Consider the following 26,137-nt stretch of genomic DNA (forward strand, 5'->3'; position numbering starts at 1 on the left):
CACCGTGATCTCCTTTTCGGGCGAGGGAGCAAACTGGACTGGGTCAGTTCCGGTCGGAGCTGGGAGCGGGTGTGAAGGTTCGGTCGTAGTAGACGACCGGGGCCGGTTCCCCGAGCCCGACCGAGACGACCTCACCGACGAGGATCGTGTGGTCGCCACCGGGATAGCGGGCGTGCGCACGGCATTCGAGCACGACGGGTGCATCCGCGAGATGGGGCAGGCCGGACGGGTGCGGGGTGAAGTCGTCGCCGGCGAACTTGTCGGCGCCGCGGGTGGCGAACCGCCGTGCGATCGATTCGTGCTCCATGCCTGCGATGTGGACCAGCCAGGTGTCGGCTCGTTCGAAGCTCTCGTGGCATTCGGCGCTGGTGGCGAGGCAGACGAGGACCAGTTGAGGATCCATGGACACCGAGCAGAACGAACTGGCGGTGAAGCCCCTCTGTCGGCCCTGCTCATCCACGGTGGTGACGATGGTGACGCCGCTGGGGAATCGCGCCATCGCCGCGCGGAAGGTGGGGGGTTCGGCCGTGATGTCGGCGGTCATGGGGGCCTCGATTCGTAGTGCAGGTGGTGACTGAGGTCACTGTATGGAGCGCAGGTCGGCGGAGTTGTCGCAGATCGGGACAGGGGGATGCTCGCCGGGCAACGGCGACGGCGCGTATCGCGACATCTGGATTTGGTTGGATCTGCCAGCGCACTGTTGACGCCATGTCAGTAGCTTGTCATTATGTGGGTGTCGCACCTCACAGTCAGGATCTCCTGTGGTCGGCGACGCCTCGAATACATGCGCTGGGGTTCCAATCCCAAGCCGTGACGAAAGGACACCCGCTGTGTCACTCGACGACCGCACCCGTGCCTTGCTGCGTGAACGTGAGCTCTTTCTCGAGGGCGTGGACCCGGCGGGCCGCGGCATCGTGCGCAAAGAGATCGCACAGTCGTGGAAGCGCTCGCTCATGTACGGACTCGAGCCCGAACGATCGCGCCCCACCTTCCGCTCGGAGCCGCAGACCGCCGAGCAACTGCTCTCCGTGGCGGTCCCGGTGATCGAATCCAAGCGCGGCGCACTCGTCGACTCGTCGAGCAGCCTGACCGTCACCGACGCGAACGGATGGGTCGTCGCGCGATGGGTGGAGGACAGTCGCTTCTCCCGTCGCCTGGACCGGCACGATGTCCTTCCCGGATATTCGTTCGCCGAGACCACTGTGGGCACCAACAGCGGCGGGATGGTCCTCGAGACCGGCCGCCCGTCACTTGTCGCCGGTCCCGAGCACTTCTTCGAAGAGTCCCTCCAACTGACATGCGCCGGCGCGCCGATTCTCCATCCCGTCACCAAGCGGCTTATCGGAACGCTCAACCTGACCTGCCGCTACAGCGACACCAACCCGATCATGTTGTCCTGGGTGTGTGAGGTCGCCACCCAGATCGAACAGGCACTCGCGACCTCGGCCACCCGACGCGAACAACTGCTGTTCGAGGCCTTCCTGGCCGACAACCGCGACAGCAGGCATGCCGTGATCTGTCTCGACGAACAGACCATCATCAGCAACGCCGCGGCTGCCCGGATCCTCGGTCCATCTGATCAGGCGATCCTGTGGGAGCACGCCGCGCGATCGCTGCAATCCGGTGCTGGTGCGGTAGTTGAGAAGACGGTCTCGCTCGCCGACGGAGCGGCCGTCGGAGTCGACGTTCTCCCGGTAACCGACGGTCCCACCACCGTCGGCGCCCTGCTTCGCCTCAAATTGGCCAGCCATCCATCCCGCAGCGGCCGATCCCAGGAGCCTGCGCCGAAGCTCGGTGACCTCGTCGGCAACTCTCCGGCCTGGCGCGCACTGTGCCACGCCGTGGCCGACTCGAACCCCCAGGCACTGTTGCTGACAGGCGAACCCGGAGTCGGCAAGTTTGCTGTGGCCCGTGCACTGGCCGACGAGTCCGAGACCGCCATAGTCGATGCCCTGACACGGTCGACGGAGACAGATTGGGGCACCCGCGTCACCGACGCTGTCGATCGGGACCCGGGCCTGCTGATCTTGAGGCACGTCGAGGCGCTCGATCCCGACGACCTCCGCGCGACAGCAAACGCAGTAGCCCGCGCCAGGGCCCGCCAGATCCGTGTGGTGGCCACGACCAATGCCACGGCCGCTAATTTCCCGCAGTTGGTCGAGTGGTTCGATCGCACCGTGGAGGTTCCGTCGCTCGCCGACCGGGCCGGGGACCTCCCGCTGCTGCTCGACGCGGTCAGCAGGCGCTACAGCCCGTCCGGGGAGAAGGTCCACTGGATGCCCGACGCGGTCCAGGCCCTCGGCCGAATAGATTGGGACCGCAATGTGGCCGGACTCGACGCTCTCGTGCGCGAGCTCGTAGCGGGACGAAACCGTCGATACATCGGCGCGCAAGACCTACCGATCGAGCACCGCGTCCAAGCGTCCCGCCGGCAACTGCAGGGGCTCGAACAGGTCGAAGCGAAAGCAATCATGAACGCGCTGCGCGACGCCGGCGGCAACAAACGACTCGCCGCTGACCGGCTGGGCATCGCACGGTCGACCCTGTACCGAAAGGTCCGGTCGCTGGGCATCGACATCGACTCCGCCAACTTCTGACCGCGGCCGGCAGAGGCGGTGGTGCAGGTTGCGACATCCACAGCCCTGCCGCGCGGCACACACTCAACCCATGGTGTCTCATTCGACAGAAACTCAACACGACGCGACCCTGCCGCTCATCGCCGACGAGGAGGAAACCCTCCTGCGCGAGACGGTCGCCCGTATCGTCGCCAAGTACGGCCACGAGTACTACCAGAAGTGCTCGGCGACCGGCGAACCGATGCAGGCCCTGTGGGACGAACTCGGCCGCAACGGTTACCTCGGCCTCAACATCGCCGAAGAATACGGCGGAAGCGGTGCCGGCCTGACCCAGCAGGCCATCGTGAGCGAAGAGCTCGCCGCAGGTGGTTGCCCGGAACTGGCGATGGTGCTCTCGCAGGGCATCGCGGGCAGCGTCTTCGGCCGCCACGGAACCGACGAGCAGAAGAAGCAGTACCTTCCCGGGATCGCCAGTGGTGAAAAGAAGTTCGTGTTCGCTCTGACCGAGCCCGATGCCGGATCGAATTCACACAACGTTTCCACCACTGCCACCCGTGACGGCGACGACTACATCGTCAAGGGCACCAAGTACTACATTTCGGGTGTTGATCACTGCGACAACTTCCTTCTCGTAGCCCGAACCGGAACAGACGAGAAGACCGGCCGAGGCCTGCTGACACTGTTCGTCGTGGACCCGGACGTCGAGGGACTGACCCGCGAACTCATCCCCACGGCACTGTCCGCCCCGGAACGGCAGTTCACGCTCTTCTTCGACAACGTACGAATCCCCACGGATCGGGTTGTCGGTGAGGTCAACAAGGGCCTGGTGCCCTTGTTCGACGGGCTGAACCCCGAACGGGTTCTGAGCGCAGTGATCTGCACCGGCATCGCTCGGTACGCGATCGACAAGGCATGCCGCTACGTCAAGGAACGCACTGTGTGGGGCACGACCCCGATCGGCAGCTACCAGGCGGTCCAACACCCTCTCGCCGCCGCCAAGATCGAACTGGAGGCCGCCCGTGGCATGACGTGGAAGGCTGCGGCTCTCTACGACGCCGGCCTGCCAGCGGGTGAAGCCGCGAACATGGCCAAGTATCTCGCGTCCAAGGCTGGGCATCACGCCCTCGACACCGCGATCCAGGTTCACGGCGGCAACGGATTGGCACTCGAGTACGGGCTCGCCGACTTGTGGTCGATCGTGCGTCTACAGCAGATCGCGCCGGTGTCCTCGGAGATGGTCCTCAACCACATCGCCCAGCACACTCTCGGGCTGCCCCGCTCCTACTGATCGTGAAAGGCATTGCTGCCCCGATGACCACCGCAGTCAAGGAGCTGGACCCCCGCCTGGTCGGCCGCCAGCTCCCCGGAGACCTCACCACCATCACGCGGCACCAGTCCGCGATCACCGACAATGCCCTACACGCCGCATCCGATCCGGACGCCGCCGCGCACGCCCACTCGATCTGGTTCCTCATCATCGCGCTGCGAGGCATGGGCATCAGTGTCGACGAACTGTGCGCACTGGCAGACAAGCGCGACACCGACACCCTGCTGTTCGGCACCTGCGGCATCGACCAGATCGAGCCGCTGGCAGTCGGCCACACATACCGGACAACCGCCTCGATCGACCACATCGACCGACGAACCATCCGAGACGGATCGATCCTCGACAGCCTCACCGTGACGGTCACACTGTTCGACACCGCAGGACCGGACGAGGCAGTCGGCGCCGTCACGAGTGTCTACCTGTTCAAGAGAGGGCAGAACTGATGTCCACCAAAGAGATCGCGCCGGGCCATCCCATCCCGTCGTTCGTCATCGACCCGGTCAACCGGGAACACATCCTCCAGGTCGCACTGATCCTCGACGACCCCAACCCCATTCATTTCGACCTCGGTGCCGTGGCCGCCGCGGGCATGGGCGACCGCGAGGTCAATCAGGGTGGCTCGACGATGGCCTACATCATCGACATGATCACCGCATGGACCGGCACACGGTCGGCCCTGCAGCGCATTAAGTGCCGATTCCGCGATAACGTGCGCGCGGGCGACACGGTCACCGCCGGCGGAACCGTGCTCGAGGTGATGGGAGGCGGCGCGACCCGGCAAGCACTGTGCGACGTCTGGGTCGACCGTCAGGACGGCACACGTGTCATCGACGGCACGGTCATCGTCGCGATTCCCGAAAACTGAGTCGCCTGCTGGCCGACGATGATGGAGGGGTGGTGCACCAGGTGCACCACCCCTCCATCATCGATCAGCGACCTCCGATCGTCAGCGGAACATCCGCTTGAGTTCGGGCTTGTTGATCTTGTTGTTCCCGGTCCGAGGCAACGACGGAACCATCTCGATCCGCCTGGGTCGCGAGAGCCCTCGCAGATCGGGATGCTGCTGACAGAACGAAGCGATGTCAGCCACCGTCACACCGTCGTGGGACGCGACAATGATCGCGGTCACCTGCTCGACCCACCGCTCATGGGGCGTCCCGATCACCGCCACCTCGGCGACGTCGGGGGATGAGGCCAGGTAGTTCTCGACCATCTGCGGATACACGTTCTCTCCGCCGCTGATGATCATGTCGTCGATCCGCTCTACGTACTCGAGTTGCCCGTCCGGCCGGACCCGCATCAGATCACCGGTGCGGAACCAGCCGTCGACGAACCGCTCCGCATTGGCGTCGGGCCGTCGCCAGTACCCCGGCGTCACCGCGTCACCGCGAACCTGATACTCGCCGATCTCTTCGCTGCCGTCGGGCACTCGCTCTTGGGTTGTGGGGTCGACGAGCCGCCACTGCACCACCTGCTCGAGAGGTCGCCCCAGGCACACCGGCAACGGGTTCTCCCCGAGCCGTTCACACGCGGCCAACCCGTTCTGCTCGGTCTGGCCGTAAATGTTGATCACAGAACCGATTCCCGTTGCATCCCGGAAACGTCGTAGTGGACCTTCCGGTAGGCCAGACCCGCCCACTGCGCAAATTCGCACACTGCTCAGAAGCGCCGGATCTGTCCCGCTCATACGGTTGGCCACATCAATGGCCATCGTCGGAACCAAGGCCACGTACGTCGGTGTCCAGCGCCGAGCCAGGTCGACCCACGAGATCGGATCCCACTTCGCCATCAACGTCACGGATCCCCCGGCGAGCAGGACCGGAAGCGAAATCAGTTGCAGGCCACCGACATGGAACAGGGGAGTGCACACGAGCGCGCTGTCGTCGGCCGTCAGTCCGAATGTGTCGATCGTGGCCTCGATCGCCGCTCCCGACGTCCTGTGGGTCTGCCGAACACCCTTCGGGGTCCCGGTCGATCCGCTGGTGTACATCAGCAACGCTTCGTCGTCGTCGAGACGAGGAACGACTTCCTCACGTTCAGGCATGGTCGTCACGTCGTGCCACGTCCAGTTCGCGCCGGCGGTGGCAGCGCTCGGGCCCACAGCCAGGATCCGATCCGCGCCGCGAAGTCCGTCGCACACATCCTGGATGAGCTCGACCTCCGTGTCCGCTACGACGATCAAGGCAGGATCGGAATCCTCGACCGCGTGCCGCAGAGGTCCCCGTGGAACGGACAGGTTGTACGGCACGGCGATCGCGCCAGCCATCCATGTCCCGACGAGGAGGGGGAGTGATTCGAGTCGGTTGGAGGCGTAGATGCCGACTCTGTCGCCGGGCTCGATGCCGACCGAGTCGAGAAACGCCGAGAACTGCCTCGAAATGGTGACGAGCTGATCAAACGTCAGCTCGTCACCACCGAATCGGACTGCGACCGCGTCGGGTCGTCGACCTGCGACGCGGACGAGGACGTTGGAAAGGTTCACGTGCATCCTTCGTCAGAACTGATGGTCCGGCTCACTCGGCAGATGTCGCCGAAACAGCCTGTGGCAGACAAGTAGATCGCAGACACGACACTCCACGATGTCGCAATCACGTACACCCGTGACACTGTCCCGAAACGCGACAACCTCCACCCCATCTCCACGCCGACAATGTGTCGTACGACACATGTCGAGTATGAGTAGAGGAGTAGTCGTGGGTCGAGTACAAGGAAAAGTCGCTCTGATCACCGGAGCGGCACGTGGCCAGGGACGCGAGCACGCGATTCGCCTCGCCGAAGAAGGGGCGGACATCATCGCGGTCGACGTTCCGCGCGAAATCATCGACATCGCGTACGACACCGGGACCGCTGACGAGCTCGCAGAAACCGCTCGCTTGGTTGAGAAGGCCGGCCGCCGCGTCGTGACGCTCGAGGTCGACGTCCGCGACGCCGAAGCGCTGACGAACGGGGTGAACGGGGCCGTGACCGAACTGGGTCGGCTCGACATCGTCTCCGCCAATGCGGGCATCGCGAGCAATCCACACCTCGCGCACGAGATTCCCGAAGCGACGTGGCAGCAGATGCTCGACATCAACCTCACCGGTGTCTGGCACACGACCAAGGCTGCTATCCCACACCTGATCGAAGGCGGAGAGGGAGGCGCGATCGTCCTCACGAGCTCGGCCGCGGGGCTGAAGGGCTACGCTCACATCGCCCACTATGTGTCCGCCAAGCACGGGGTCGTCGGTCTGATGCGCAGCCTCGCCAATGAGCTCGCTCAGTACGGAATCCGGGTGAACAGCATCCACCCCACGCAGGTGGACACCCCGATGATCCAGAACGAAGGCACATACCGGATCTTCCGCCCGGACCTCGAGGCCCCCACCCGCGAGGATTTCGAGCCGGCGTCGGCATCGACGAACGCCTTGCCGGTTCCGTGGGTGGAGCCCCGCGACGTCAGCAACGCTCTGCTGTTCCTCGTATCGGAGGAAGCCCGGTACATCACCGGCGCCACACTCCCTGTCGATGCGGGATGCCTGATCAAGTGACCGACGCTGTTTACGGGCCCCTCGCCGGCATCCGAGTTCTCGAACTCGCCGGCCTGGGGCCCGCCCCGCATGCTGCCCTGATGCTCGCCGACCTGGGCGCCGATGTCGTTCGCATCCAACGTCCGGGTCCGAGTGGCGCACTAGATCCGGATCCGACGCTACGCGGCCGCCGGATCGTCACGGCGAACCTGAAGGAGCCGGAGGATCTCGAACGTGTCCGCGCACTCGCGTGCAAAGCAGACATCCTCGTCGAGGGGTTCCGGCCGGGAGTCGCAGAACGCCTCGGCCTGGGGCCGGACACCTTCACCATTGCCAATCCAGGGCTGATCTACGGGCGGATGACTGGCTGGGGCCAGGACGGGCCGTGGGCCAACCGCCCCGGCCACGACATCAACTTCATCGCGGCTACGGGTGTGCTCAATGCCATCGGTCCTGCCGATCGCGGGCCGCTGCCGCCGTTGAACCTCGTCGGTGACTTCGGCGGCGGATCGATGTTCCTGATCACCGGTCTGCTCGCCGCGCTCGTCGAACGGGCACGATCCGGACGCGGCCAGGTTGTCGACGCAGCCATGCTCGACGGGACTTTGACGTTGGCCCATTCTGTGTGGGCTATGCGCGCAGCGGGGGACTGGACCGACGACCGGGGTGCGAATGTGCTCGACGGGGGAGCGCCCTACTATGACTGCTACCGCACCTCCGACGGGGGCTACATGGCGGTCGGCGCAATCGAGCCACAGTTCTATCAGGCGCTGCTCACCGGCCTCGGCCTCGACGACACTGTTGCCGACCGCGATGACCCGTCCCAGTGGCCTCACCTTCGAGCCCAGTTCGCCGACGCCTTCGCCACGCACACTCGTGCCGAGTGGGAATCGATCTTCGACGGGCTCGACGCATGTGTGACCCCGGTTCTGGCGTTCGGTGAAGTCGCCGGACATCCGCAGGTCAGTCATCGGCAGGCGCTCGAACACCGGGACGGCGTGCTACAGCCTGCCGCTGCTCCTCGGCTGTCCCGCACGCCTACTCGTCCTGGGGCCGCGGCAATCGGTGTCTCGGACATCGAATCGGTCTGGTAGCGAAAAAGCTTCGGGGTCACACCACTCAGTGACCCCGAAGCTTCTTCCAACAGTTGACGTGCCGGGCGCGATCTCATCGCGGTCGATTCACGATCAGATCGACGACACGTCCACCGTTGCCTTCTCCGTTCGGCCGGAGGGGGTGACCGGACGGTAGGTTTCATGAGCCGCGGCGATCGCCCAGATACTGAGGACACCAGCAACGGTGACGTAGGCACCGACCGAGAGCACCGTGCCCGTCCAGGCGAACAGGCTCGTCGCGATCAGCGGCGCGAACCCACCACCGAGCACCGCACCGAGCTGGTATCCGAGAGAGGCCCCCGAGTAGCGGACCTCAGCAGGGAACATCTCGTAGTAAAACGCCGCCATCGGACCGTAGAGTGCGCCGAGGGTGACACCCGGCAGCAGGCCGGCGACCATCATCAACCAGATGTTTCCTGTCCCGAGTAGAAGCACAAACGGGAAGGCCGACACCGTCGTCGCGACGGCGGCGACCATCAGTACCCGTTTGCGCCCGACATGGTCAGACAGGAGTGCAAACAGTGGAATCGAAACGACCGTGACGGCACTCGACACGAGCACGACCCACAACGCCGCTGACTTCGACACACCCTCTTCGGTTGCGAACGAGACCAGAAAGACCGTGACGATGTAGTAGTAGACCTGGATGACCAGGATCATCCCGCCTGCCTGCAGAACCTGCCGCGGGTGCTCGCGTAGTGCAGTGACGATCGGGGAGCGCGGCCGGGTCACATCAGCCGTCGTCGACCGCGACGCGGCTTCGGACTGCATCTTCTTGAACTCGTCCGAGTCCTCGATGGTGAGCTGAATGTAGAGACCGAGTGCCACTACGATCGCGCTGAGCAGGAACGGGATTCGCCATCCCCACGACTGCAGGGCCTCCGTGCTCATCGAGGCCACCACGACGAGAAACACGATATTGGACAAGATCACGGCGAGCGACGGTCCGACCTGCGCGAAACTCCCGAAGAACCCCCTGCGATTGGGGGGAGCGCTCTCGGTGACCAGGAGCATCGCGCCGCCGTACTGTCCTCCCACCGCGATGCCTTGGATCGCGCGCAGCAGCAGCAGGATCACCGGGGCGGCGATCCCGATCTGGGCGTAGCTCGGAATCAAGCCGATCAGGAATGTTGCCACGCCCATCACCAACATGGCTATGACCAGCATGGTCTTGCGGCCGAGGCGATCGCCATAGTGGCCGAAGATGATCCCGCCGAGAGGACGGAACAGGAACCCCACACCGAATGTCGCGAACGCGGCGATGGTGCCGATGATCGGACTGACATCGGGGAAGAACACCTTGTTGAACACGAGCGCCGCCGCGGTTCCGTAGATGAAGAAGTCGTACCACTCGAGTGTGCTGGCGCTCAGTGCCGACGCCAGCAGTCGGCGCATGCTTCGCGGTTCGGTCATTTCAGCTCGGGTTGGGGTTGAAGGTGGACAGGACGAGGTGGCCACTATCGACCGGGAGTTCGACCCCGGTGATCCGACGGGCGGCATCCGATGCCAAGAAGACGACAGCTCCGCTGATCTCGTCGGGTTCGATGAGTCCGCCGAACGCGTGCCAGTGGCGAGCCGCTGCTTCGTGGTCGGCGCGGGTTGAACCCGGCTTGCCGCCGGTCATGTCGTAGCAGCCTTGCCAGTTCGTCATCGCCGTGTCGACGAAACCGGGCAGAATGGCGTTGACGCGGACATCGTAGGGGGCGAACTCGAGCGCTGCCGACTTCATCAGCCCGAGCGCGCCGTGCTTGGCGGCAGTGTAGTGAGCAGCGCCGGCCTGTGCCTCTACGCCGTTGACCGACGCGGTGATGATCACCGATCCGGATCGCTGGCTAAGCAACTGTGGGGAAACAGCTTTCAGGGTTCGCCACACGCCATTGAGATTGACGTCGATGGTGTCGATCCAGTCGTCCTCTGTCAGATCCCACAACGCCCCGCGCGTCCAGATGCCGTGGTTGATCACCACGATGTCGATGCTCCCGAACGCGGCCACAGTCTCAGCCACCGCGGCATCGAGCGCGGCCGATGATCTCGCGTCCACTTTGTGTGCGGCAACCCGCACCCCCAGCGCGCCAACAGACTTCGCTGCCAAGGTGAGGTCTTCCTCGGTAGCAAGCCCGTATTGGACCGATGCGATCTGATCGCAGATGTCGATCAGGACGACGTCCGCGCCTTCTTTCGCAAGTGCATGTGCGTGTGCCAGGCCCTGGCCACGTGCACCGCCGGTGACCAACGCGACCTTGCCGTCGAGTGTTCCCATATTCGCGATCCTTTCTATGCCGACCTTCTGATCGCTACGAACGGTAGGTGTGCTGCGGGTCACACAATGTTCCACTTCGCTACACCTTCAGGTCGGCGCAGAGAACAGATGACGGGCGGAGTTCGGCTCGTACACCGGACTCCGCCCGTCATTGAGGGGCCGTCAGCCCACGGCGACGCTGCGCTCGGCCTCGAACTGCTTGCGTGCTGCCTCCTGACCGGCGGCCGTGGCATCCGCGGCGGCCTTGTCGCTGGCCACCACCTGGTCGTAGCCACGCTGGCGCGGTTTCCGCGAACCGCTGAACTCGGGTGCGACGCGCTCCGCGATCAGTTCGAAGCTGCGCAGCGCAGCAGGCTGGGGCGCCCACTCGCCATGCAGGACAAGGAACTTACCGAATCCCCCGGACTTCTCCTGCAGTCGCTCAACCTGCGCGATGGCCATCCCCGGGGTCCCGATGACAGCGAGCCCGCTGTCATTGATTCCATCGATCAGGGTGTCGACGTCCGGCGCCTTCTCGAATCCGGGGGTGACATGGGAGAGGTAGTTCATCAGGTCCAGCAGGCCGTGACGGCAATCTGCTCGGGCCTGCTCCTCGGTCTCGGCGACGTGCATCAGACCGGTCAGGCGCCACTGGTCGCGGGAGACGGTCTGGCCGTTCTCTGCTGCGATCTGCTCGGCGATGTCCCAGTGCCCAGCGAGCAACTCGACGCCCATCGGGTTTGTGGCTGCGAGCGAAAGGATCCCGGCTCCGTACTTGCCGGCGAGCTTCGGCCCGGTCGGCGAGACCGTCGCCGTGACTGCCTTCTCGATGTTGGAGTACGGGGCGACATGCAGGTATGCGTCCTGAATTTTGTACCAGTCGGTCTCCTCGGTGACCGTCTCGCCTTCGAGCAGACGGTGAATGACATCGAAGGCCTGCTCCATCTTCCGGCGGTTCTCGACCGGGTCGATGCCGATCATGTGTGCATCATCTGCGAGCTGACCGGGACCGGCACCGAAGATGACACGGCCGCGGCTGAGGTGGTCCAGCAGCACCAGCCGATCGGCGATCATGAACGGGTGGTGATACGGCAGCGAGACGACACCGAGCCCGAGTTTGATTCGAGAAGTCCGCTGCGCGGCGGCGGCGAGGAACATCTCCGGAGAGGACACGATCTCGACACCGCCAGAATGGTGTTCGCCGATCCAGAACTCCGCGAATCCGAGCTTGTCCATGTGCTCGACGAGCGCCAGATCCTGGTGAATTGCGGTGTTCGCATCCGTCTCGACCTTGTGCCACGGTGCGAGGAAGGCCCCGAACTCGACGGTTGCGCGAGGGTTACCCATGATTTCTCCTGATCCACATGTCCGAACGACAGGCTTGCTCTGTGACCTACAGCATTCAGCGCATCGCGAGGACTGTGATGTAGCGCATTCGGACACAGGCGGCCGGGCAACTGACTAGATCTGCACTGGGGCGTCGGTCATCCCCATTGGCTATCCGCGAGCCGGCTGACGAGCTCGGTGACGGGGCGAGGCAACTGGGCGTCCCGGACCTGCGCTCCCTCCTGCTGAGACGCATGGGACCGCAGTGCAAAGCCGCCGCTTATTGCCCTCGCTACAGGCGCCGAGGGCAATACTTCACTGAATGTCAGGAAACCGACTGACCTGCTGTGGCGGCCGAGGCCGCACCCCTTCGAGCGCTGCGGGACTTCATCGGACGATGGCGCGCGACAGCTCGTGCCAGTTGGCCGACCTGAGCAACTTCCTGCGGGCTGAGTCCCCGGTTGTAGCGTGCGGCACTCACGATCTGCAGACAGCGCTCAAAGAGTCGCTGGGGCGTCATACCGAACTTCACGAAGGTCCGGTCAGCGGGTGGCCAACCGTACGGATCCCACACCAGAACGTGTTCAACGAGATGCCTGTCAGCTTTGTCCATGATTCCTCCAAGACGGGCAAGAGACACGGGCCAGTATCTGGGGGAGCCGGGACACCCTGCTGTCTGACAATGAAACACTCACCGGCCGGTCCGGTACTCGTCGTCAGGTTGGCGAAGGGCAAACACACGCGAACGGAACTCCGGCGCAAGGTTTCGCATGCGTCGACTATGACCTTTTGCCAACTACGGTGACGCCGCCGCCAACTACGGCGGTCGCGGTGCACCTCGGCGAGGGCAACTGCGATGACGATTCACCGCGGCGATCGTTACGAGTCCTGCGGAATCGGCTTTACCGGTGTGATCACGTGTTCGACGATCATGAGTTCTCCCGCCCAGAACGGTGAAGCGCAGGATAGGAAGCCCATGTCATGCCGGCTCGAGCAGCATGCGCCTCCAACGAAGCCGGCTTGAATCCGAGCGTTCGAGCCGCAACAACCGCCGGCATCTCCCGGACCAGATCGCGTATGGCCGCCGCCTTCATCGCACGCAACTCAACTCCATGCTTCCTCATCTGTTTCATCAGATAGTTGGCACTGAGCGGCTGGTCAGGGCAGATTCCGGCGAATAAGTAGGACGAGTCAGCGTTGCCTGCAGTGTTGATGTTAGGCCTGGACTGCACATAAAGTCGTAGTATTTCGTCGAACGGGTGGGGGACCTGCACGGGATGATCGCCGAAAAGAATCTCGATCACATCTTCTTTCACCGTAATGTCGTTGAGGGTGAGGCGAACCAACCGAGTGACGGGTTGACCGTAAAGAAGGAAAAGAATGGCGGCAGTGCGACAGGGCAGCGGAATTTCCGTGTTGTCGAGCAACTCTGCCATGAGGTTCAATCGCTTGTCCTGATCGATATCAGGTGATCGAAATACGGTGCTCCCTGGGAGATCGATTCGGGAAACATAGCCGTTGCGGAGCGACCATTTCATGAAGCTTTTCACACGCGTCCGTGTTGTATTTCCTGTAGCGAACCATTCGTCGATATGGGCCTGGCGGCATCGACTCAGCGAAAGCGACCTCTTCTCGAGCCAGTTCAGGAAATTGATCGCTACGGTTGTGTCCTGTTTCGAGGTTCTGACATGGCCCTCCCTCAAGCTTTTCTTGCCGGAGAGTTCCCGCAGCCTTCTCAGGTGATGCCACCGTGCGTACTGCCGAACCACTGTGGTGTGCTCGTCGTTGAGATCGCACGCGTCCATCGTGCGCTCGAGCCACCGAGTATAAAGTTGCAGGTTCGGATCCCTGTATTCGAGGACGCCTAATTTCGTCAAGAGTTGATGCAGGTGCTTGACCTTCGCGTATTCGCCGTAGCTCTCGAATGTCTCATGCTCGATCGGCGACTCGCCGTGAGCCAGACTGCGGAGAACCTGCCGCACATGCCCGTTACGGAGCCAGATCATCGCGCTCATGGGTCGCGGCTGCGCGATGACCGCCTCGTAGAAGGGAGTGAGCTCCTGGCACAGGCTTCCGGACCCGTCGTCCAGGAGAATCGACAAATCATCTGTCACACAACAGCGGACACACATCTGGTGACGAAACAGATGGTCCTCGTTCCCACATCGAGTGCAGTAGAAGCTTCGAGGTATCTCTGCGCAATCCGAACAGATCGGCCGATTATCCGGGTCCAGGCCCGGCAGGAGTCGTTCACGGGAGCATCCCGGGCACATTCCACGTTTCCCGATTGCACGGTGGTAACACCGGCTGCACACCACGCCCTCCGGCCACCGCCAGTAGACCCGAACATGACGATCGCACCGGGCGCATGGAGTAGCTGACATGTCTACTCCGCCGGACGGATCCGTGCCCGCTTCGGTCTGATCGTGCTGTTCAAATCCACTACGCCGCCACCACCACCGCCGCCGGCTGCCGTGGCTCTGCGGCTCGGGGTCGCCTCGATGCGGAACTGGCACAGATCTTCCACCGAGCAGTCGAGCGCATCGCATAGTGCGCCCAGCAGGGCCAGAGACATTCGATCCGGTCGATGGCCGAGCATTCGATACAGCTGAGACGGGGAGAGGTCGATTCCGCGCTCGACCAACAGCGGTATGAGTTCCGAGATATTGTTCAAACCCCGCGCTGCCATAATTTCCCGGAGGCGCCACGAATATTCAACTCGTCGATTCACGGTTCCTCCTTTCGTGCGAGCCCTGTCGGACCGCTCGTCCCGCAATGCGCTCGAAGGCGTTCTGGACAACACGTGTGCGGTAGTCGGATGATACGTGCGTGTAGATCGATGTGGTGCTTGCGTGTTCGTGCCCGACTTGCTCCTGCACGAACCGGGCCTCATAACCGTATTCGATGAGATGGCTGACGTAGGATCGGCGGAGCGAATGAAAGTCGATGCCCGAGGCGAGACCGAGCTCCTTGCGGAATTGGTTGAACGTGTTGGATACCGAGCCCAGTGCGATACGGCTGCTGCGTTCCGTGCACCACAGGGCAGGGTTGTCCTCGTGTGATACTCGGGGTCGAATATCCTCGATCCATTGGACCAGACTCTCGACCGCCCAGTCCATCTCGGGAACGGTCAGGACACTTCGACGCTTCGGTGGGGAGCCTTTCATCGCCTTCCCGTACCGCACGTACAGAACGCCGTATCGGCCGAACGAGGGAGCTTTCGGATTGAATCCGAAGTCGATCGTGTCGAGCATACGAAGTTCGTTTCTGCGAAGTCCCCAGGCGTACGCCACCTTGAGCAGCACCGCGTCCCGAAACGCTGGGATGGCTCCTTTCCTTCCTTGGGTCAGGATGCGTTCGACACGATTGTCGGCGTGGTCGAAAAGGTCCTGAACTTCCTCCCAGGTCAGGGCTCGTTTCTTCGGTCGAGCGATCGCGTCCTGGGTGTGGCGGGCGGTGTTCCATTCGTGGCAGACCTGGGTGGGGTGAGTTCCGAATCGTTCCTCGCATGCTTCGGACCATCCATATGCAGGATCGACGAGATACGCCAAGAACGCCCGCAGTGCCAGTTGATAGCCCAAAAGTGTGCTCTGCGCCAAGCCGTGGATCGCCCGACGCTGCATGAAGAATTCGTCGACATCGGCAGCGGACCATTCCCACGGCTCACTGCCTGCAAAGGCGTGAAAGCGGCGGACGATCGCCTCTCGTGCGTTGACGGTACCGAAGCCCAGATTGCGACTGAGTTGCTGGTTTCGCCATCCGTCGAGCATGGCCTGAAAGACCTGCTCTTCGGGTCGGAGCAGTGCCACACCGTCGGCAAGGTGCAGCGACGCATCCCCAGGTCCACGGCGATCCGAACGACCCATGGAAACCCCCTCGCATTGTGCGCGAAATATTCGCACATAATGCGAATGCGGGTCAAGGTCGCCAGGTCAGAAGGGTGGGGAGGATCCACTGACCGGGTGATATGCCCTCGTGCGAGCATGTGACATCCGGATTCGGCGAGGAGGCGGAGCGCGGCAGACGGGTGGGGAACCCGCAGCTCAGCGCCTGCGTGAGTCGGTCGACACGGAGAGGCTGTCGCGTCCCGCCATGTGGACGTCACGGGTTCGCGTGCCGCGCAACTCGTGACGGTTCTTGCTAGATAACCTATATTATCTAGCAAACAACGATCAGCACTCGGACGACAGGAACTGCTCCCCGTGACTCTGCACATCTACGGACGCACCGATGGTACTTGGCTCACGCTGTCCGACAGTTGGACCACAAGTCGGGCGTCGGGAGGTAAGCGTGTCGTCAAGAATCCCGATACGACAAAGTATCTGACGTTTCCGACGGACCATACGTCTTGGAAACCAGGCGACTTTGCAGCGATCGCCATGACCTACGGACGGGCCGAGTTCCGCAAACCTAATTGCGACACTAACGACACTGCGATTTCGGTACTTCAATCGGGGCTCACTGTGACACCCGCGCCAGCTATCACCTCCCTCTCAGAACTTGTCGATCACATGTGGATGCCGGTGTTCGAGCGGTGGTATGACTGCGATCAGTGCGCAGTCGAACGAGACAAGGCGAATGATCCAGCGAACATCGACAGCTCGGACGCACAGTTCCCCAACGATCTTGACGAGTATGTCAGTAACAACTGCGGCCACACTGAGCTGAGTGTGGTCGCCGTAGCGATCAACTCAGCTGATGGCCACCAGTGCTGCATCCGCGAATGGGGCGAAGAACCCAGGTACATCGTCCAACCTGACAGGAACTTCCAAAGCTCAGGTGACGGTGCCGCCTCTTGTCTCATTGCCCCAGAAAGCAACCTCATCGAGCACCTGGACGAAGTTCTTTCACGCCTGGACCGTCACTTCGACAGACTCGCCCAAGAAGCTGAGGACTACGATCGGAGCTCCGGAATCAGTGGCAACGGACCAATCGGCGGCACCAGGTACGCGTGGACACTCAGCCCCACTAAAGGTTTTCGTGAGTTGCCTGCGAGAGCGATTCGGCCAACGTCGGATAGTGACACAGTATGAGTGGCGATCTGAGTTCGAAGTTCGAGGAGTTCCTCGTCTACCGCAGCACAAGCAAGCCATCGGAGGCCACCCTCAAGGCCTACCGGCAGGACTTCACCGCGATCGCCGAACTTCTCGCCACCCACACCGGTGTTCCGGCCGACGACCTGGCCTGCAATGTGGTCGACAAGGACCGGATACGCGCGGCGTTTGCGGCCTACGCCGACACGCACTCCCCCGCCTCGATCCGACGCTGCTGGTCGACCTGGAACGCCCTGTGCGGCTACCTGTTCACCTCGGATCTGATCGTCGCGAACCCGATGGATGCGGTCCTGCGCCCCAAGGTCGCCAAGACCGTGCCGAAGGCCTTCGACCAGGACGCGGTCGAGAAACTGATCACCGCGCTGACCACAGACGAGGACGACCACGCACACGCCTGGGGAGAACGCGACCTGGCCATCGTCCTCACCGCACTGCTCACCGGATGCCGCCTGTCCGAGCTGGTCACCCTCAACATCGGGGACTTCCGCGACCTCGACGACACCGGCCGCGTCAAGGCCATCACCGTGCACGGCAAAGGAAACAAGCAACGCGTCCTCACCGCCGAGCCCGCACTTGTCGACGTGATCACGTCCTATCTCGACTCGCGCCTGCAGCGATTCCCCGGCAGCGGCAAGGCCCGCACCTCCCCCACGGCCTCACCCTGGCGGCGCCTACGGGCCACCGATCCGCTCTTCCTCGGTGCCGATGGGGAACGCATCACCGCACCCACCATCCAGTACCGCGTCGAGCGCGCCTATCGCCGCGCCGGCATCAACGGACAGCGCGCGAAAGGCGCTCTGGTCCACCAACTCCGCCACACCTTCGCGACCTCACTGGCCGACAGTGATGTCAACGTCTACACCCTGATGCGGCTGCTCGGACACGAGTCGATGACCACCACCCAGCGCTACACCCAAGGCGCTGGCAAGGAAACCCGCGTCGCCTCGGCCACGAACCCGGTCTATCGACTGATCGAGAAGAACGAGACGGGGCAGTGACGTGACGCCGCAGAACCCTTGACTCCGCGGCGCGAGGGAACCGGTCGACTCGCGGAGTCTGCGACCCACTGGGACCCAGAAAATTAGCTTCGCTAAAATCCAGGGTTGGACTGGGAAAAACGACACGTCCCCTTCTGTCGTGTCGATCGGAGAAAGCACCACCATGAAGCCTGGCGATCAGGTGAAAGTCAGTGCACGCGGCAAGTTCGTGTTCACCGTCAAGGACATCGATAAGGGCACCGGCATGGCGATGATCGAGGTCAACGCCGACAGCCCCCTCACGTACCCGTGGCCAGCCCGTCTGACCGACCTCGTCCCCGTCGAGGACTAACCCCGGGTGTTTCCTCGACCGACGCGGTGCTCGAAGTAAGCGATTGGGGCGGTACAGGCCCGAGCGTTGGGAACTTCTCGTCGCTGGTGACAGTGGGGTGCATCACCAATCCGGCAGCCCGGCAGTGCATCCCCGTGGGCTCCGGCACAGCAAGTGCGCTGATCGGGGGGTACGTTCTCATCAGTTCGGTAGCGTCGCCGCCATGAGCATCGAAACGTGGATCGTGATCGGAGCACTCGCTGTTGGCATCGTCGGGCTCGGTCGGATGCTGTGGTCGAACTGGGGAAAGAACACTCCGGTCCCGCGCGGTAACGCGGTTCCTCACACCGTCAGCGGTGACGCCTCGAACCAGACTCCCGTTTCCTGATCGACGCATCGGCTTCACCCGTTTGGCGCTGATGCGACCATCCGCTACGGTGGCCGCTGCGATCACGAGTTCCCCGGCAGGTGAGTGATTCCCTGACGGGTCGAAGGACGGTCCCCGGCGCCCCCCGCCGGGGACCGTCGTCTTTGCGACCGGTGGGCTACTGCTTGCAGCGGATGACACAGTGACTACTCTCGGCGCGTGGACGAGACGACGCGAACTGTTGGGGATGCGGCTGATAGCCCGGCGGTGGGGGCGTGATGGCGTCTGCTGCTGAGGACCGGGATCGTCTCGAACGTGAGTTGTCGATGCTCGCTGGTGTACGGCGTTTTCTCGCCGATTCCGAGCCGGGCCTTCGCATCCCCACGACGACGGTCGACCGGGTTCTCGATGAGTATCTGGCCGTGTCCGAGCCCGATCGGGAGCACGCTGCCGATCCGACCGAGCGCCCGCCGTCGGAAGACGATCGTCCGGACGGATAGCCAACCGGCCCCGGAGCCAAGCGGTCGATAGTCGAGTGTTCAGTGCGCCAAGGCTGCGGATTGCCGTGTCGATGGTCTTCGTCGGGCGGTGCGTGGTCCGCGCGGCCGGGGAGTCGGTGAGATGCCGAGAAGTTCGAGGACAGCTTGCTCGTCGGCCGAGAGGTGACCGTCTCGCCACTTGCGGACCTTGCGGTAGAGCCACTCCCCTACGGGTTCACCGTCGTCGGAGAGGTAGGTGCTCGGAATCTCGCCGGTCCCGTGCTTTTCGCGGTAAGCGGCGATCTCGAGCAGCATCCGGCGATGCTTGCTGTCGAAACCCGCGGGGCGAGGGGCTTTCCAGTCGAATCCGATCGCGTCGAGTTCGGCCTCACGATCGGCAGGAAGGATGCCGAGGACACGGGCGATGCGGTGCCGGTCCGCCCAGCGTCCGAGATGAAATCCGTCTTCGGCCACGAGATGCGGCTCCGGGTCGGTGGTGTTCGCATGCTCTCGGTAGCGACGCACCGCCGGCGACAAGGCGACGGTGGGTTGGGGTGCTCGACGCGCGTAGGGAGCGGTGCGATCCGGCATTCGCATGAGCCCAGTATGCCCACCGCAGTGGGTGCTCACACCCATCGAGCTAGGGACAAGCGCACCGCCGAGGTTGTGCCGTGAGATGTGCTCGGGTAGTCAGCGGTGAACGAGTGTGCCTCGGATGCCGGTGTTCGTCGTCGGCCAGGACGACCTGTTCGATCCGGCCGAGTTCCCCTGCCTCCACGCGTTCTCCCACCGCGCCACATCTTCGACCGTGCTCTGTCCCCGGACGTGCCCTCGGAATGAACTTGCGGCGGAGGACTTTCGTGTTGCCTCAGGTTTCCCGTGTGCTGTCGTGTCCGTCCCCCGGAGTAGTGCGGCGCGGCGGGGTGGTGGGATAGATCCGGACCGCATAGGTGCGGGCGTCGGCGGCGGTGTAGCCGGCCAGGGCGACCGCGGGCGCGGCCTCGTCGGGGTCTTCGCCGAGCTCGACGAGCTTGTCGAGGGCGAACGCTTCGGCCGCAGCACGGTTCGGCTGGGTGCATTCGGCGAAGAAGCCCCCGGTGGGGATGTGCTGGAAGTCCACCTCGTGCGGGACGGACACGTCCGGGTCAGGGCGAGGCATGGTCGGGGCGATCCTGTTCTCCCGAAGGGTCAGTCGGTGTCGGCGGCCTGGAAGATCAGGTACTGCGCCGCGGTCGCCTCGTGCGCCCCGGCCACGGTCTTGGTGCGGATCTCGGCGACGTAGGTGTCGTAGAGCAACGCGCAGGTCGCCGCCTCCGAGTACGGCGTGATGACCTCGAAGCAGCGGGCGTCGGGCACCCCGGGCGGGCCGGCGGCGCCGACGACGGAGATGTCGTCGTTCTTGTTGCGCATCTGCGCGACGACCCGATCGAACAGGGCCTGCGCCCGGTCGGTGGCATCGGTGCGGTAGACGAACGTCGCGTCCCGGGCCATGTGGGTGGCGGCGGTGTCGGCGAACATGTCGAGCGTGTCCAACTGCGCGATCAGATGCGCCGCCCCCCGCGGACCGTAGACGGCGGGGACCTGCGCGCCGTCGGCGCCCTCGGGATAACGCAGCGTGCGGCGCAGCATGTCGTCGATGTCCACCGGCAGATCCGCCAGCTCATCCGGCGCAGTGACAGGGAAGCGATCGAGCATCGGCCGCTGCAACTCCAGCGCATGTTCGAGCGCCCCGTCGGCCCAGCTCACCCGGTCGGTGGGGCTGTCGACGAAGGTGTAGATCAGGTAGTGCCCGTGCTGGGTCAGCGCGGCCACCGACCGGGAGTACTCGGTGGCGATGGTGTGGACCAGACTGTCGGGCATCGTCGCTAGCGCATACGGTGCGGCCGTCGGCCCGGACACTGCCGGGTCGAGCAGGTGCTCGTGCAACCGCGTCGCGGCCTCACCGGCCGCGGCGTCGTCCCGGAATCGCAGGGCGGCGTGCACCATTCGCGCCCGGTTGTCCTTGGTGAAGCGGGCGGTGGAGAAGCCGGCGAGCATGCCGGTGTCGGCGCCGATCTGCTCGATGCGCGAGTCGGTGTCGGCGAGCAGGTAGGCCAGGGGGACGGGTCCGAAGATCGGGCGGGTCAGGTCGAGGTATTCCTCGGTCAGCGCCGGGTCGACCTCGGCCGGCAGCACGACGAACTCCGCCATGCGCTGCGACTCGATGATGTTGCCGATCTCCGCGTCACCGGCGGTGGCCGGGTAGTCGCTGGGGCGGGTGGAGAACTCCCCGGGATCGGGTTCGCCCGGGGCGGCGGGAATCAGCGCGGCGGTGCGCTCGACAGTGGTGGTGTCCGCGGCCGCTTCGGCGGTGTCCCCGTTCGCGGTCGAGGTGCATCCGGTCACGGTGACGGCGGCGGCGAGCAGTGCGGCGCCGGTGCGGACGCGGGCGCGGTGACGGCTGGTCAATGTTCCCCCTGGTCGCTCGGGGGCATGACGGTGCCGGTCGGCCACCCTCCCCCCGGTACGTGGACGGCAGTGACCGTACCCACCCGGTCTCCGGCGCCCGGCACGGGGTGCCCGGTATCGGAGGTTTCCCCGGTCTGCGCATCGACGCGGACAGCTGCACGGGAGCCGACTACGGGTATGTGCCGCGTCCGTAGTGCGGCGGCGGCACAACGTGATGGAGTTGGGTGGGAACCTTTTCGGCGCGAGCGCACTCCTATCTGTGTCCCTGCCCCAGACGTCGAGAGCGAGCACCCGTCATGACCAGCGAATCCTTTCCCGGCACCCTCTCCTCGCGTATCAGCGACCGTTCGACCGTCGAGTCCACGGCCAGTGATCAGACGCAGTCGTCCTCCGGTGCGCAGTCCACCTACGAGGGTGACTCCGCGTACGGGTCGTCCTCGGCCGCGCAGGAGGGGTCGACGAGCTACGAGTCCTACGAACGCTACGAGCGGTACGACAGCTCCGGCTCGTCAAGTTCGGACGCCACCTACGGGTCGACCGGCAGCTCGGGTTCGGCCGCCTCGTACGGCTCGGCCTCGTCGTCCTCGGACCGCGCGGATCGCGCTGCGACGGACAGTGTCCAGTCGACGACGTCGGTGTCGGCGCCGGACAGCGCCGGGGTGAGCGAGGCGGTGGTGCTCGATGAGGGCACCCTCGCCGACGGCACCTACATGGCCGATGTGGATCTCGACGGCGACAACGACGCCGACATGACCGTCGTCGATCTCGGTGGGGACGGCACGATCGACATGCTGCGTGCCGACACCGATGGGGACGGCGCGATCGACATCGCCCAGTTCGACAGCGACGGCGACGGACACCTCGACGCCACCACCGTCGACGTCGACCACGACGGTGTGTTCGACACCGCTGTGGTCGACGAGGACGGCGACGGGCACATCGACACCGTCATCGACCTGCACACCGGTGCCGTCGATTCCGACGGGGACGGCAACCCCGACGACTACATCGATGTCACCGGTGTCTCCGACGACTACGGCGCCGGCCTGTTCCTCTGACCCGGCGTCCGGGATCGGCCGACGCAGCATGGCGTCCGGCGATCGCCGCTGGGGCAGGGGACGTGCCGCCTGCGCGGTGAGACAGCATGTATCTCTCGATCTGGGCAGCGCTCGGGCGTCAGTCCTCGTGCCGGCGATCCGCCCGATCCATCTGCCAGACGATGCTGACCTCGACCGGGTATGACCACGGCACGCACGTCGTGCAATCGTGGCGAGTGGGTCGGTGGGATGTGCTGTGCTGGTGGCCATGCCAGCACCCCGCAAGACCGAGGCCGAGGCCCGCGCCGCTGTCGCGCAGATGGAACCGATCATGGCCATCGAAGGCCGGCAGATGAGCGATCGGGACAAGGACCTGCTCGTCGATCTGATCCGCGGGGTGATCACCGTCGGTGAAGTCGCGGCCATCATCGCCCGCGAGGCGGGCTACGAGCTCGACTGAGCCACCGCCACTGGCGCTCTCACACCTGCCTGTGTCGGTGCCGTTGTCTACCGTCGCGAGGAACGCACAGCGTGCGCGTGCGGCTACAGGTGGCGTAGCCACACCACCGCACCGGCACCGCCCGCGACCGAGCAAGCCCACCCTGTGAAGGAGAACCGAGCCATGCCGCGAAGTGTCATCGAAGACCAGTTGCGCACCGAGGTGCTGAAGGCGATGCCACTGCCGGATATCGACCTCGACGCCGTGGTGGCCGGCATTCCGCTGCTGACCGGCGAGAACACGACGCGGGGCCGCGGGTCCATCGACCTCATCTGGCGGTCGGAGAGCCCGAACCCGTGGGATGAGGACGGCCCCGGCTGGGTGTAGCCCCGTACCCACGTCCGCGCACCGCGGGCGCGGTGCGCGGACGTGTCATCTGCACAGCTCACGGCATGTGTTCGGGGCCGCCGAGCGGGTCAGTCGGAATTCTGGCTGTACTGGCGGGCACGCCGGTAAGCATAGGTGCAGGCAGCCAGCAGGATCGCCGAGCTCAGCAGGATCGGCAGTTTCGCCGTCCACGACGAAGCGGAAGCGAGCGCGGCCGCGCCGAGCATCAACGCGCCGCAGGCTTGCACGGCGAGCGCGGCGAGCTTCACGGCGGGTTCGGTGACGGTGCGGGTCCACACGAATCCGGCCAGCAGCACCAACGCCCCGAGCATCAGCACGACGGTCACGATCACAGGGCCTCCTGACAGATGGGGATCAACGGCGGGTGTGCCGGTCGTAATCGGCCCAGAGGACAGCGTTGTCCTGGTGGTACCGAACACGTGTGGCGCCACGGACCTGTCCGGTGAACGAGTTGCTGGTCTCGGCGAACACCCTGCCATCGAGGTCGATGGTGGATGACGAGTGATGCGCCGCATCGACACCGGTCATCTCGGCACCCTACATCGCCGTCACCGGCGTCTCCGACGACCACGGCGCAGGGCCGTTCCTCAATCCCCGCTCCACCCCACCGACTCCCCCAGGCGCGGCAGGCCATAGGCTCCGCCGCGGCCACGGGGGTTGAGTCACAAGGGGGGTACGCGCCGCAATGGAGTGGGTTCTGGCGGTCGATTTCGGCACGTCCAACACGTCGGCGGCGCACCGGACCGGCCCGGACCGGGTCGAATCACTGCCGCTGACCCACACCTCCAACCTCATGCCGTCCTCGGTGTACGTCGACCACACCGGGGCGATCACCACCGGCGACGTGGCCATCAACCAGGCCGGCGTGGATCCGGCCGGCTTCGTCGCCTACCCCAAGACCCACGTGGCCGTCGGGTCGGTGATGGTCCGCGGCCAGGACGTTCCCGTCGCCCACACCATCGCCTCGGTGCTGCGCACCGTCTACAACCAGGCGCTACCCCGGCACAACGACCTTCCGCCGGCGGAGGTCGTGCTCACCCACCCCGAGGCCTGGTCCCAGCGCGAACTCGACGTGCTGCGCCACGCCGCGTCCCTGGCCGGTCTCGGCGGCAGCGTCTCGCTGATCTCCGAACCCCGCGCCGCCGCGTTCTACTATTCACGTCAGCACGACGCGAAGATCGTCAAGGGCTCGACGATCGCGGTGTTCGACTTCGGCGGCGGCACCCTCGACATCGCCGTGCTCACCGCGACGAGCGAGTGGACCTTCGAGGTCATCCGGGCCGGCGGCGACAACACCCTCGGCGGCAAGAACCTCGACGCCACCGTCGCCCGGTGGGTCGACGACCGCCTGCGTGACGACGACGCGGATCTGGCGGCGTGGTTGCGCACCCCGGACGGGCTCGATGCCCGACGCACCCTCGACGATCAGATCCGCCGCGCCAAGGAACTGCTCTCCGAGCATCCCTCGGCGACGATCCGGGTCACCGGCAACGGCGCGGATCTGACCTTCACCATCACCCGCGACGAGTTCGAGCAGCTCATCGAACCGCAGATCACCCGTGGCGTGCAGCTCGCCGCCCAGGTGCTGCGCGATGCCGGGGTGGACCGGTCGGGTCTGCAGGCGCTGTATCTGACCGGCGGCTCCTCCCGGATCCCGTACGTGCATCGGCGGCTGTCCGAACTCGGATCCATCGCCACCCTCGACGACCCGAAGACCGTCGTGGCCAAGGGCGCGGCCGGGTTCGTCGCCGGCGGACGCACCACCGAACCCGCCGCGGACCTCGACACCGAGGTGCTGCGACCGGACACTCCCCGCCCCGCAGCACCCCGACCCGGCGCTCCCCGACCGGACACCCGTGCAGCCCAGCATAATTCGCTACCGGCGACCGGGCTACTCCGCTTGCGCTCGTCCCGCCTCCGACTGTTCGCCGGGGCCGCCCTGGCCGCGGTCGCCGCCGGGGCGGCCGTGTTCATCGCGGTCGATCGCGACACCGGCCTTCCCGCCACGGCCGCGGCCGTCGCCGAGACCGCTGCGCCCGCCGACGGACAGCTGCCCGCGGCGACCGCCGAGTCGCACCATCTCAGCACCACCACCGACGACGTGACATCCCTGCTGCCGACCACCCTGCTCACCTCGTCGTCCTCCTGCGACAAGAGCGGGTTCTCGAGCGAAGGCGCGCTGCAGCTGCAGTGCAACCTCAACGCCGACTCCACTCTCGGCAAGGCCATCGGGATGCAGCGCTACGAGTACGTCAGCGTCACCGCGTGGCGCGACGACCAGTACGCCCGATTGAACTTCATCCGGCTGCGCGACACCACCGACGGCACCACCACGACGGTCTCCGGTGACAGCAGGCGTCTGGTGAACTACGACGACTCGGTTAACACCTCTGTCCGCTACACCGTCATCGACCGCTCCACCGGCCTGAACGCCACCTTCCGGATGAACTCCGTCGAGACCGGCACGACGTTCCTGACCGAACTCGGTTGGACCAGCTGACCGTCACC

29 protein-coding genes are annotated in these 26,137 nt (G+C 64.8%); 15 read left to right on the top strand and 14 right to left on the bottom strand.

Features of this window, described 5'->3' with window-relative positions; translation table 11 throughout:
• Positions 1-43: 43 nt before the first annotated feature.
• On the bottom strand, positions 44-544 hold the full coding sequence (locus tag RBB84_RS19675) for a flavin reductase family protein (protein WP_350246582.1): 501 nt from the start codon (positions 542-544) through the stop codon (positions 44-46).
• Positions 545-830: 286 nt separating this feature from the next.
• Here RBB84_RS19675 and RBB84_RS19680 point away from each other — a divergent pair, with 286 nt between their 5' ends.
• From RBB84_RS19680 to RBB84_RS19695, 4 genes are all read left to right on the top strand, one after another.
• Positions 831-2,597 carry a helix-turn-helix domain-containing protein gene (locus RBB84_RS19680; RefSeq protein ID WP_350246583.1) on the top strand — a complete coding sequence of 589 codons (1,767 nt, stop codon included), beginning with the start codon at positions 831-833 and terminating at the stop codon, positions 2,595-2,597.
• 70 nt (positions 2,598-2,667) lie between these two features.
• A complete protein-coding gene (locus tag RBB84_RS19685; protein WP_350246584.1) occupies positions 2,668-3,864 on the top strand; it encodes an acyl-CoA dehydrogenase family protein in 1,197 nt (398 codons plus the stop codon).
• A gap of 23 nt (positions 3,865-3,887) precedes the next feature.
• A complete protein-coding gene (locus RBB84_RS19690; protein ID WP_350246585.1) occupies positions 3,888-4,346 on the top strand; it encodes a hypothetical protein in 459 nt (152 codons plus the stop codon).
• Positions 4,346-4,768 (top strand): MaoC family dehydratase, encoded by a 423-nt coding sequence (locus RBB84_RS19695; protein WP_350246586.1) that lies wholly within the window; start codon positions 4,346-4,348, stop codon positions 4,766-4,768. The genes RBB84_RS19690 and RBB84_RS19695 overlap by 1 nt, the downstream gene beginning before the upstream one ends.
• An 81-nt stretch (positions 4,769-4,849) precedes the next feature.
• Here the strand turns inward: RBB84_RS19695 and RBB84_RS19700 are convergent, their stop codons facing one another.
• Complete coding sequence (locus RBB84_RS19700) at positions 4,850-6,391, bottom strand: class I adenylate-forming enzyme family protein (RefSeq protein WP_350246588.1); 1,542 nt, start codon at positions 6,389-6,391, stop codon at positions 4,850-4,852.
• 178 nt (positions 6,392-6,569) lie between these two features.
• Between RBB84_RS19700 and RBB84_RS19705 the strand changes: the two genes are divergently transcribed.
• Together RBB84_RS19705 and RBB84_RS19710 are read left to right on the top strand one after the other, a co-directional pair.
• The gene (locus RBB84_RS19705; protein ID WP_350246590.1) at positions 6,570-7,430 is read left to right on the top strand and encodes a mycofactocin-coupled SDR family oxidoreductase; all 861 of its coding nucleotides are present in this window, start codon (positions 6,570-6,572) and stop codon (positions 7,428-7,430) included.
• Positions 7,415-8,503 (top strand): CaiB/BaiF CoA-transferase family protein, encoded by a 1,089-nt coding sequence (locus tag RBB84_RS19710; protein ID WP_350246592.1) that lies wholly within the window; start codon positions 7,415-7,417, stop codon positions 8,501-8,503. Before RBB84_RS19705 ends, RBB84_RS19710 begins: the two co-directional genes overlap by 16 nt.
• 93 nt (positions 8,504-8,596) lie before the next feature.
• Here the strand turns inward: RBB84_RS19710 and RBB84_RS19715 are convergent, their stop codons facing one another.
• From RBB84_RS19715 to RBB84_RS19745, 7 genes are all read right to left on the bottom strand, one after another.
• Positions 8,597-9,982: an MFS transporter gene (locus RBB84_RS19715; RefSeq protein WP_350246594.1), complete on the bottom strand. Its 1,386-nt coding sequence runs from the start codon at positions 9,980-9,982 to the stop codon at positions 8,597-8,599.
• Positions 9,939-10,847, bottom strand: a complete 909-nt coding sequence (locus RBB84_RS19720; protein WP_350246596.1) for a mycofactocin-coupled SDR family oxidoreductase — start codon at positions 10,845-10,847, stop codon at positions 9,939-9,941. Before RBB84_RS19720 ends, RBB84_RS19715 begins: the two co-directional genes overlap by 44 nt.
• A gap of 99 nt (positions 10,848-10,946) precedes the next feature.
• Positions 10,947-12,110, bottom strand: coding sequence for an LLM class flavin-dependent oxidoreductase (locus tag RBB84_RS19725; RefSeq protein WP_350246597.1), 1,164 nt, complete (start codon positions 12,108-12,110; stop codon positions 10,947-10,949).
• A 304-nt stretch (positions 12,111-12,414) separates the two neighbouring features.
• Positions 12,415-12,702, bottom strand: coding sequence for a hypothetical protein (locus tag RBB84_RS19730; RefSeq protein WP_350246598.1), 288 nt, complete (start codon positions 12,700-12,702; stop codon positions 12,415-12,417).
• A gap of 316 nt (positions 12,703-13,018) precedes the next feature.
• Positions 13,019-14,104 (bottom strand): hypothetical protein, encoded by a 1,086-nt coding sequence (locus RBB84_RS19735; RefSeq protein WP_268966357.1) that lies wholly within the window; start codon positions 14,102-14,104, stop codon positions 13,019-13,021.
• Between the two features lie 371 nt (positions 14,105-14,475).
• Positions 14,476-14,820, bottom strand: a complete 345-nt coding sequence (locus RBB84_RS19740; protein ID WP_039583914.1) for a helix-turn-helix transcriptional regulator — start codon at positions 14,818-14,820, stop codon at positions 14,476-14,478.
• Positions 14,804-15,955, bottom strand: a complete 1,152-nt coding sequence (locus RBB84_RS19745) for a tyrosine-type recombinase/integrase (RefSeq protein WP_037217518.1) — start codon at positions 15,953-15,955, stop codon at positions 14,804-14,806. Before RBB84_RS19745 ends, RBB84_RS19740 begins: the two co-directional genes overlap by 17 nt.
• A 336-nt stretch (positions 15,956-16,291) precedes the next feature.
• On the opposite strand from RBB84_RS19745, the gene RBB84_RS19750 reads away from it, so the two are divergent.
• The 5 genes from RBB84_RS19750 (at position 16,292) to RBB84_RS19770 (ending at position 19,318) form a co-directional block, all read left to right on the top strand.
• Positions 16,292-17,122, top strand: a complete 831-nt coding sequence (locus tag RBB84_RS19750) for a hypothetical protein (RefSeq protein WP_350246600.1) — start codon at positions 16,292-16,294, stop codon at positions 17,120-17,122.
• On the top strand, positions 17,119-18,141 hold the full coding sequence (locus RBB84_RS19755; RefSeq protein WP_350246602.1) for a tyrosine-type recombinase/integrase: 1,023 nt from the start codon (positions 17,119-17,121) through the stop codon (positions 18,139-18,141). The genes RBB84_RS19750 and RBB84_RS19755 overlap by 4 nt, the downstream gene beginning before the upstream one ends.
• Positions 18,142-18,304: 163 nt before the next feature.
• The gene (locus RBB84_RS19760) at positions 18,305-18,472 is read left to right on the top strand and encodes a hypothetical protein (RefSeq protein ID WP_350246604.1); all 168 of its coding nucleotides are present in this window, start codon (positions 18,305-18,307) and stop codon (positions 18,470-18,472) included.
• 202 nt (positions 18,473-18,674) lie between these two features.
• Positions 18,675-18,839: a hypothetical protein gene (locus RBB84_RS19765; RefSeq protein WP_169690470.1), complete on the top strand. Its 165-nt coding sequence runs from the start codon at positions 18,675-18,677 to the stop codon at positions 18,837-18,839.
• A gap of 257 nt (positions 18,840-19,096) precedes the next feature.
• On the top strand, positions 19,097-19,318 hold the full coding sequence (locus tag RBB84_RS19770; protein ID WP_169690308.1) for a hypothetical protein: 222 nt from the start codon (positions 19,097-19,099) through the stop codon (positions 19,316-19,318).
• 39 nt (positions 19,319-19,357) lie between these two features.
• Here the strand turns inward: RBB84_RS19770 and RBB84_RS19775 are convergent, their stop codons facing one another.
• The 3 genes from RBB84_RS19775 to RBB84_RS19785 all read right to left on the bottom strand — a co-directional run bounded on the left by RBB84_RS19775 (position 19,358) and on the right by RBB84_RS19785 (position 21,745).
• Positions 19,358-19,894, bottom strand: a complete 537-nt coding sequence (locus RBB84_RS19775; RefSeq protein ID WP_326603547.1) for a helicase associated domain-containing protein — start codon at positions 19,892-19,894, stop codon at positions 19,358-19,360.
• 271 nt (positions 19,895-20,165) lie between these two features.
• Positions 20,166-20,456, bottom strand: coding sequence for a hypothetical protein (locus RBB84_RS19780; protein WP_326603545.1), 291 nt, complete (start codon positions 20,454-20,456; stop codon positions 20,166-20,168).
• 29 nt (positions 20,457-20,485) lie between these two features.
• Entirely contained in the window at positions 20,486-21,745 is a 1,260-nt protein-coding gene (locus RBB84_RS19785) for a hypothetical protein (RefSeq protein WP_326603543.1), read from the bottom strand.
• A gap of 296 nt (positions 21,746-22,041) precedes the next feature.
• On the opposite strand from RBB84_RS19785, the gene RBB84_RS19790 reads away from it, so the two are divergent.
• The 3 genes from RBB84_RS19790 (at position 22,042) to RBB84_RS19800 (ending at position 23,608) form a co-directional block, all read left to right on the top strand.
• Positions 22,042-22,803 (top strand): hypothetical protein, encoded by a 762-nt coding sequence (locus tag RBB84_RS19790; protein ID WP_326603541.1) that lies wholly within the window; start codon positions 22,042-22,044, stop codon positions 22,801-22,803.
• Between the two features lie 247 nt (positions 22,804-23,050).
• Positions 23,051-23,242, top strand: coding sequence for a hypothetical protein (locus tag RBB84_RS19795; protein WP_326603539.1), 192 nt, complete (start codon positions 23,051-23,053; stop codon positions 23,240-23,242).
• 162 nt (positions 23,243-23,404) lie between these two features.
• Entirely contained in the window at positions 23,405-23,608 is a 204-nt protein-coding gene (locus tag RBB84_RS19800; RefSeq protein ID WP_326603538.1) for a hypothetical protein, read from the top strand.
• Positions 23,609-23,697: 89 nt separating this feature from the next.
• Here RBB84_RS19800 and RBB84_RS19805 read toward each other — a convergent pair whose 3' ends face one another.
• Both RBB84_RS19805 and RBB84_RS19810 read right to left on the bottom strand, forming a co-directional pair.
• Positions 23,698-23,955 carry a hypothetical protein gene (locus RBB84_RS19805; protein WP_350246607.1) on the bottom strand — a complete coding sequence of 86 codons (258 nt, stop codon included), beginning with the start codon at positions 23,953-23,955 and terminating at the stop codon, positions 23,698-23,700.
• 28 nt (positions 23,956-23,983) lie between these two features.
• The gene (locus tag RBB84_RS19810) at positions 23,984-24,157 is read right to left on the bottom strand and encodes a hypothetical protein (RefSeq protein ID WP_326603534.1); all 174 of its coding nucleotides are present in this window, start codon (positions 24,155-24,157) and stop codon (positions 23,984-23,986) included.
• A 157-nt stretch (positions 24,158-24,314) separates the two neighbouring features.
• Between RBB84_RS19810 and RBB84_RS19815 the strand changes: the two genes are divergently transcribed.
• Entirely contained in the window at positions 24,315-26,129 is a 1,815-nt protein-coding gene (locus RBB84_RS19815; protein ID WP_350246609.1) for an Hsp70 family protein, read from the top strand.
• Positions 26,130-26,137: the final 8 nt, after the last annotated feature.

It is taken from the genome of Rhodococcus sp. D-6 (genome assembly GCF_040256695.1).
Lineage (GTDB): Bacteria > Actinomycetota > Actinomycetes > Mycobacteriales > Mycobacteriaceae > Rhodococcus > Rhodococcus pyridinivorans.

Bases quoted from the DNA above. Each gene is read 5' to 3' on its own strand.
- RBB84_RS19735 (WP_268966357.1), bottom strand. From the start codon at position 14,104: ATGAGCGCGATGATCTGGCTCCGTAACGGGCATGTGCGGCAGGTTCTC.
- RBB84_RS19775 (WP_326603547.1), bottom strand. From the start codon at position 19,894: ATGCGAATGCCGGATCGCACCGCTCCCTACGCGCGTCGAGCACCCCAA.
- RBB84_RS19700 (WP_350246588.1), bottom strand. From the start codon at position 6,391: ATGCACGTGAACCTTTCCAACGTCCTCGTCCGCGTCGCAGGTCGACGA.
- RBB84_RS19745 (WP_037217518.1), bottom strand. From the start codon at position 15,955: ATGGGTCGTTCGGATCGCCGTGGACCTGGGGATGCGTCGCTGCACCTT.
- RBB84_RS19780 (WP_326603545.1), bottom strand. From the start codon at position 20,456: ATGCCTCGCCCTGACCCGGACGTGTCCGTCCCGCACGAGGTGGACTTC.
- RBB84_RS19705 (WP_350246590.1), top strand. From the start codon at position 6,570: ATGTCGAGTATGAGTAGAGGAGTAGTCGTGGGTCGAGTACAAGGAAAA.
- RBB84_RS19730 (WP_350246598.1), bottom strand. From the start codon at position 12,702: ATGGACAAAGCTGACAGGCATCTCGTTGAACACGTTCTGGTGTGGGAT.
- RBB84_RS19675 (WP_350246582.1), bottom strand. From the start codon at position 544: ATGACCGCCGACATCACGGCCGAACCCCCCACCTTCCGCGCGGCGATG.
- RBB84_RS19755 (WP_350246602.1), top strand. From the start codon at position 17,119: ATGAGTGGCGATCTGAGTTCGAAGTTCGAGGAGTTCCTCGTCTACCGC.
- RBB84_RS19690 (WP_350246585.1), top strand. From the start codon at position 3,888: ATGACCACCGCAGTCAAGGAGCTGGACCCCCGCCTGGTCGGCCGCCAG.
- RBB84_RS19795 (WP_326603539.1), top strand. From the start codon at position 23,051: ATGCCAGCACCCCGCAAGACCGAGGCCGAGGCCCGCGCCGCTGTCGCG.
- RBB84_RS19800 (WP_326603538.1), top strand. From the start codon at position 23,405: ATGCCGCGAAGTGTCATCGAAGACCAGTTGCGCACCGAGGTGCTGAAG.
- RBB84_RS19710 (WP_350246592.1), top strand. From the start codon at position 7,415: ATGCCTGATCAAGTGACCGACGCTGTTTACGGGCCCCTCGCCGGCATC.
- RBB84_RS19725 (WP_350246597.1), bottom strand. From the start codon at position 12,110: ATGGGTAACCCTCGCGCAACCGTCGAGTTCGGGGCCTTCCTCGCACCG.
- RBB84_RS19685 (WP_350246584.1), top strand. From the start codon at position 2,668: ATGGTGTCTCATTCGACAGAAACTCAACACGACGCGACCCTGCCGCTC.
- RBB84_RS19695 (WP_350246586.1), top strand. From the start codon at position 4,346: ATGTCCACCAAAGAGATCGCGCCGGGCCATCCCATCCCGTCGTTCGTC.
- RBB84_RS19770 (WP_169690308.1), top strand. From the start codon at position 19,097: ATGGCGTCTGCTGCTGAGGACCGGGATCGTCTCGAACGTGAGTTGTCG.
- RBB84_RS19790 (WP_326603541.1), top strand. From the start codon at position 22,042: ATGACCAGCGAATCCTTTCCCGGCACCCTCTCCTCGCGTATCAGCGAC.
- RBB84_RS19815 (WP_350246609.1), top strand. From the start codon at position 24,315: ATGGAGTGGGTTCTGGCGGTCGATTTCGGCACGTCCAACACGTCGGCG.
- RBB84_RS19810 (WP_326603534.1), bottom strand. From the start codon at position 24,157: ATGACCGGTGTCGATGCGGCGCATCACTCGTCATCCACCATCGACCTC.
- RBB84_RS19760 (WP_350246604.1), top strand. From the start codon at position 18,305: ATGAAGCCTGGCGATCAGGTGAAAGTCAGTGCACGCGGCAAGTTCGTG.
- RBB84_RS19765 (WP_169690470.1), top strand. From the start codon at position 18,675: ATGAGCATCGAAACGTGGATCGTGATCGGAGCACTCGCTGTTGGCATC.